The 5,380-nt window shown below is 48.3% G+C and carries 6 protein-coding genes and 2 pseudogenes; 7 read left to right on the top strand and 1 reads right to left on the bottom strand.

The window, feature by feature from the left end; all coding sequences use genetic code 11:
* Positions 1-226 precede the first annotated feature (226 nt).
* The 7 genes and pseudogenes from NG99_RS27050 to NG99_RS29605 all read left to right on the top strand — a co-directional run bounded on the left by NG99_RS27050 (position 227) and on the right by NG99_RS29605 (position 5,112).
* The gene (locus tag NG99_RS27050; protein ID WP_034899925.1) at positions 227-733 is read left to right on the top strand and encodes a hypothetical protein; all 507 of its coding nucleotides are present in this window, start codon (positions 227-229) and stop codon (positions 731-733) included.
* A gap of 344 nt (positions 734-1,077) precedes the next feature.
* Entirely contained in the window at positions 1,078-1,842 is a 765-nt protein-coding gene (locus NG99_RS27045; protein WP_052130897.1) for a site-specific integrase, read from the top strand.
* A 113-nt stretch (positions 1,843-1,955) separates the two neighbouring features.
* Positions 1,956-2,633: a ParA family partition ATPase gene (gene parA, locus NG99_RS27040; protein ID WP_456297747.1), complete on the top strand. Its 678-nt coding sequence runs from the start codon at positions 1,956-1,958 to the stop codon at positions 2,631-2,633.
* Between the two features lie 2 nt (positions 2,634-2,635).
* Positions 2,636-2,875, top strand: coding sequence for a plasmid partition protein ParG (locus tag NG99_RS27035; protein WP_034899922.1), 240 nt, complete (start codon positions 2,636-2,638; stop codon positions 2,873-2,875).
* Positions 2,876-3,059: 184 nt separating this feature from the next.
* Positions 3,060-3,527: pseudogene (locus NG99_RS27030) on the top strand (integrase core domain-containing protein); the annotation flags it as partial.
* Positions 3,502-4,692, top strand: coding sequence for a S1 family peptidase (locus NG99_RS29010; RefSeq protein ID WP_084110649.1), 1,191 nt, complete (start codon positions 3,502-3,504; stop codon positions 4,690-4,692). The pseudogene NG99_RS27030 and the gene NG99_RS29010, both read left to right, overlap by 26 nt.
* Before the next feature lie 48 nt (positions 4,693-4,740).
* Positions 4,741-5,112 carry a hypothetical protein gene (locus NG99_RS29605; protein ID WP_157032735.1) on the top strand — a complete coding sequence of 124 codons (372 nt, stop codon included), beginning with the start codon at positions 4,741-4,743 and terminating at the stop codon, positions 5,110-5,112.
* 142 nt (positions 5,113-5,254) lie between these two features.
* On the opposite strand, the pseudogene NG99_RS30530 reads toward NG99_RS29605, so the two are convergent.
* A pseudogene (locus NG99_RS30530) lies at positions 5,255-5,380 on the bottom strand (IS91 family transposase); the annotation flags it as partial.

Raw genomic sequence — 5,380 nt, 5'->3', positions numbered from 1 at the left:
TATTCGGCGCAGCTATTTAGAAAAAACACAACAGCGTTTATTTTATTCTGAAACCAACATTTTTATTCATATAATAAAGAGAACCATTACCAAAGGTGTGATAAAAATGACTTATTCTGATGAGAACCAAAATACAGATATACCGCAGACATGCTAGTGTTTACCCTCAGTAATATTATTATCTTAGATGTAAATATTCGGCATCTTCGCAACTTCAATTGCGGAGATGGCTGCCGAACACGTAAACTCCCGAAGCTGCGTAGCAGCGCCGCTCACGCCGAAGGCGTGCTACGTTCAAGAATTACTGACGAAGATATGCCGTTCAGCTCATTTCAGCGTGAAGGAAAAGGCTGAGCTGCTGCTGAAATATATCACGACGTATAGTGACGACTTCCTGGACAGTTTAAAACTGTCCGGTGACGTGATTAAGGGAATGATTAAGCAATCGCGTAATGACAGTCAGAAAATAAGCCTTATAATCGATCTTGTTGTTTATACAGATATCCGCAGGTCGGAGATTTCAGACCTTGTGGCAGAGTTAGATGAAGCCGAATATAAAAAATTATTCAGCCAGCAGACGGCCCCCCCGGCACTGAGCAACCGTGAAGAAGCTGAATCCTTTCTGTTAGCCTTACTGGAGAGCGACCTCATCGCCGAATGGTCGCTCCGTGACGACGGGAAGTATTCCGTGACCTGCCGCAAAAAATCACGTCCGGAAGAAGTTGATATCTGAGTTCGTTTGTTAGGCTGGGGATTTCCGCTGGAATCCCCAGCCGGCCTCCTGCGCCGTTGTGAAAATGAAAAATCACTACATAACAACAGGCTAAGTGATTATTTCAGGACGGACTGCGGTGCCTTTCTGCTCCCTCGACGCTTTAGCTGCTGTGTTTTTAACGGTTATTTCGTTTTTTCCCCAGTTTCTGCGCTAAGCTTACCTGACCGATCACCGATTTATTGCGCTTTTCTGCGGGCCGCATTCCGGGCAGAATTTACGGGTATGAAAAATGCCCCGCAGCCCGCGCCCTGTCTGGCCCGGGGGCTGATTTAACCGGTTATCTGCGTGCGGAGATTAAAAAATTGGGTCACTTACCCCGCGAAATTTCACAGAATTCACGCAGCGCACTCAGTCCGCCCGGCGGTTACGCCCGGGCCGTCCGCCTGCGGGAAATGGCCATGGCAGCCGGTCTGGACGTTCCCCGCTACCTGCTGGCGCCGGAAGTCGCGGTGCTGCTGCGCTGCCTGCCCGATTTACGCCAGCGCATGCTGATCGACACCCTGTGGAACACCGGGGCCCGGATCAACGAAGCCCTCGCCCTGACGCCGTCTGACTTCTTTTTCAATGCCGACATGCCGTTCGTCAGGCTGCGCACGCTGAAGCAGCGCGCGCCGCGCGCCCGCGGGCGCCCGACCCGGGAACAGCGACTGGAAGTGCCCTTCCGCGCGCTGCCGCTGCCGGATGGGGATTACGTCCGCCGCATGCAGGAATTTTTTGCCACGTTCCGGCTGATGACCCGCAGGGCCACGCCGGTGTGGAGCGTGGCCAGCCAGGAAACCCCGCGTAACTGGATCCGGGCGGCAGTCAGGCGCGCTGAACAGGATGGCGTGATCTTCTCGGTCCGGCCGGTCACCCCCCACACGTTCCGGCACAGCTACGCGGTGCACCTGCTGATGAACGGGGTGCATATCAAGCAGGTTCAGGCGCTGATGGGGCACCGGCGGCTTGAAAATACGGAAGTGTACACCCGGCTGTTTGCGCTTGACGTGACGCCTGACCTGACGTTCTCAATGTCGCCTGATTCCGCTCTTGAGCTGCTGGGACTTTCGCCAGCGCGGCACAGTTAAGTCGGCCTCATATTAATCGTAAATACGATTTTACGGTAAATCGTATTTACTGATTTTTGTCTTGCCCCTTCACCACACCATTAATACAATGCTTTAAAAGCGTAATTGTTATTTTGTATAAATACGACTTTACAGAAAATCGCAATGCTTTACCTATGGAGAACAAGATGATTATCTCAGTCCTGAATCAGAAAGGTGGCGTGGGTAAAACCACACTCAGTGTTAATATTGCTGCCAGACTGGCAGCTGATAGTGCCCGTGTTTTACTGCTGGACGCAGATCCCCAGGGGAGCGCCCTGGACTGGGCAGCAGCCCGTGAGGGAGAGTCAGTTTTTCCCGTGCTAGGGTTACCGCGGGCAACCCTGCATAAGGATATAGGAAAATTCACCCGGGATTACGATCACATCGTCATCGACGGGCCGCCGCGCGTCACCGATCTGGCCCGTTCCGCCATCATGGCGGCGGACCTGGTGCTTATCCCCGTTCAGCCCAGCCCGTATGACGTCTGGGCCGCACAGGAAGTGGTTAACCTTATCAGCGAAGCCAGGATATATAAGGAAAACCTTAAATCTTTATTTGTGGTTAACCGTAAAATCGTAAATACTGCGATTGGTCGTGATGTCGGCGAGGCGCTTGCGGCCTATGAAACAGACCTGCTCAGGTCCAGTGTGTCACAGCGTGTTATTTTTGCTGAGGCTGCCGCAGTGGGTAAGGCTGTATTCGAGCTTGAACCTGACTCCGCAGCGTCGAAAGAAATCAGCGCCCTGGTTAACGAAATTCTGGAGCAATAACGATGAGTGGCAAAAAAATTACGTTTGGCTCAAAGCCGACAAAACCGGCTCCCGGCGCAGATGCATGGGTGGAGAGTCGCTCCGTTGAAGAAGAAGCCCCGCCCACTGAGAAAATGAAGAGGCTGACAATCGACATCCCCGATAGCCTCCACAAAGCCATCAAATCAGCCTGTGCTCTTCGTGGGTCCAAGATCGCTGATGAGGTTCGCGAGTTGCTGTACAACAAATACGGTGAATCGTAATTCTGTATTTGCGATTATACGATTAGGTTCTCAGAGTTTTGAACGCGCTGTACAGGGGAATACGGTTGAGTATATTTTCAGTATTTAATGAAAGTTACATTTCATTAAATACTGGTTCTGACCTATGTCGTGTAGGCTCTACAAACTTGCCACACGCAGATCTGAGCACCGTGTGGTATAGGCAACGTTCGCACTGGACTGCTGCGATCGTGAAGCACTGCACTGGGCGGCCAGTAACGGTGGATATGACAGCGAAACCGTACAGGACGTCATGCTGGGTGCGGTGGAACGACGCTTCGGCAGCAACCTGCCGGCATCCCCCGTTGAATGGCTGACGGACAACGGTTCGGCCTACCGGTCTCATCAGACGCGCCAGTTCGCCAGAATGGTAGGGCTTGAACCTAAACATACAGCGGTACGCAGCCCGGAAAGCAACGGCATAGCAGAGAGCTTCGTCAAAACGATGAAACGCGACTACATCAGCATCATGCCGAAACCTGACGGGTTAACAGCGGTAAAGAACCTTGCGGAGGCCTTCGAACATTACAACGAATGGCATCCGCATAGTGCGCTGGGATATCGTTCGCCACGGGAATATCTGCGGCGGCGAGCCAGTAATGGGTTAAGTGATAAAAAGTGTATGGAAATATAGGGGCCAATCCAAATACCATGAATGTTACAGCATTCCCCACAGGATCATCAGGAACAAGACTTACTTTGAAAGGATACTCAGAGGAAATAAAACACATTTCTTTTTTCTTCGAAAAAAAACGATATCAGGAAATGGTGTTAGCCTTGATACCGGTAGTAATGGCATTTATTCCTTTTCCTTTTCGTCCTTTGATGAAGATGTTGTTTTTATCATTTCATCCGACAGCAGAGAGGGACATCATATTTTAACAAGTAAGAATCTGGAATACATAAATGGATTTGCCCGATTCAGTTCACTTCCTCTTCAAGGGCGGATTTTTTACTTAAACGTAGTTTCAACTCGAGAGACCGCTCGTTGTAGCGGTTGCCTGACATCTATATCGACTAAGAATGATAAGATATCTGATGTACCCGATGAGTATGGGCGAATATCATCTATCGAGCTGAAGAATATTGACTATGATGCCTTCGGGTTCACACCTCAGGTAGGCAGGGTTTACAAACAGGGTATTTCAAACGGCAGTTCGTGGGTTTTGGGTAAAAGTAACTATGTAATTACCTGTTGCCATGTCGTTGAGGGTGGGACGATGTTCTTTGTTAACTTCCTCGATTATTTGGGGAATGGTTATTTGAAAATTCTCGGGACTGGAAATATCCCGTTAATAGGAACAGTCAATCGAGATGATCGAAATCACAATAATGATGATTATGCAGCAATTGAACTTGATCAATTTGATGTGACTAACTCAAGGCTTTCTGAACTTGTCGGAGGTTTAGGTCTCTGTACTGAAACCCCATCATCTCTGATCGGGAATATTATTTATGAAGTTGGTTATCCTGCTGACGTGTCCGACCAAATGGCGTCTTACTACTCAGTCGAAAATACATCTGATAAAATAAGGGCTGAAATACGGGATAGTTTCGAGGTTCAGGTTCTCGTTGACGCGTATTCTTCCTCGGGGGACTCTGGAGGGCCATTGATTATGGCTGACAATGGGCTTGTTTCAGGAGTTATATGGGGGTCATATCATGATGAATTTGGTGAGGATGGTTATGATCCTGATTATATTTACAGGGGAATTTCCTCATCTCACTTGTGGGATGTTATTAAAGATAATATTGAAGTTCAAAACACAGAAAGCTTTACTGGGTTGGCTGTAAATTAAGATATATTTCCTGGTGAAAAATTACTACAAGTTGGTGAGTGGGAAGACATGCTATCTTTTAATTATCGCGTATATTTCAGAGAATTTTCGGGAGGACTCAGTCATGAACCTGGTTATTCTTTTGTCAAAGTTCAGGCTAGGCGCGTTACAGATAATGTGGGATTTGAACTGAATGTCAGAATCGCTCAACGTACAGATGATGGGGTATTTAATTTGGCGGAAGCTCATGGTAATTCTGACAGTCCACGAACACTGATTATATGTTGTAAAATTCAGGATAACGATAATATCGCCGAAAATATTGGTGTTTATCATATGTGGGTGGGATTGGAGACTGTTTCCGATGATACTGGTGACACTGACAGTTATGTAATTTATTCTCTAGATGTTACGGTTAGCGATATTTTAGTGCGTTCTTGATGGTTAGGAGATTGAATCGCTTCTTTTGATAGCACATAACCATGAATATCATGCATGGGCTATCCCCTTATGGTGCAGCTATGTGTGAGTTTATGTATGAAAATGCTGTCTTTCGCCGTGTTTTTAACCTGAAATCCATTTTTCAGGCACACTGATCCAGAACCGGCATTCGCAGCCATCGCTTTTTCTCCATTCCATGCAGCCTTTCTGACAGCAATTCCGTTGCATGCGTGCCGGCCTGGGCGCAGGCAAAACGCAGCCGGTCGCC

Origin of the sequence: Erwinia typographi (assembly GCF_000773975.1) — a bacterium.
GTDB lineage: Bacteria > Pseudomonadota > Gammaproteobacteria > Enterobacterales > Enterobacteriaceae > Erwinia > Erwinia typographi.
The sequence above is the reverse complement of the archived record's forward strand: the minus strand, read 5'-3'. Positions and strand labels throughout refer to the sequence as shown.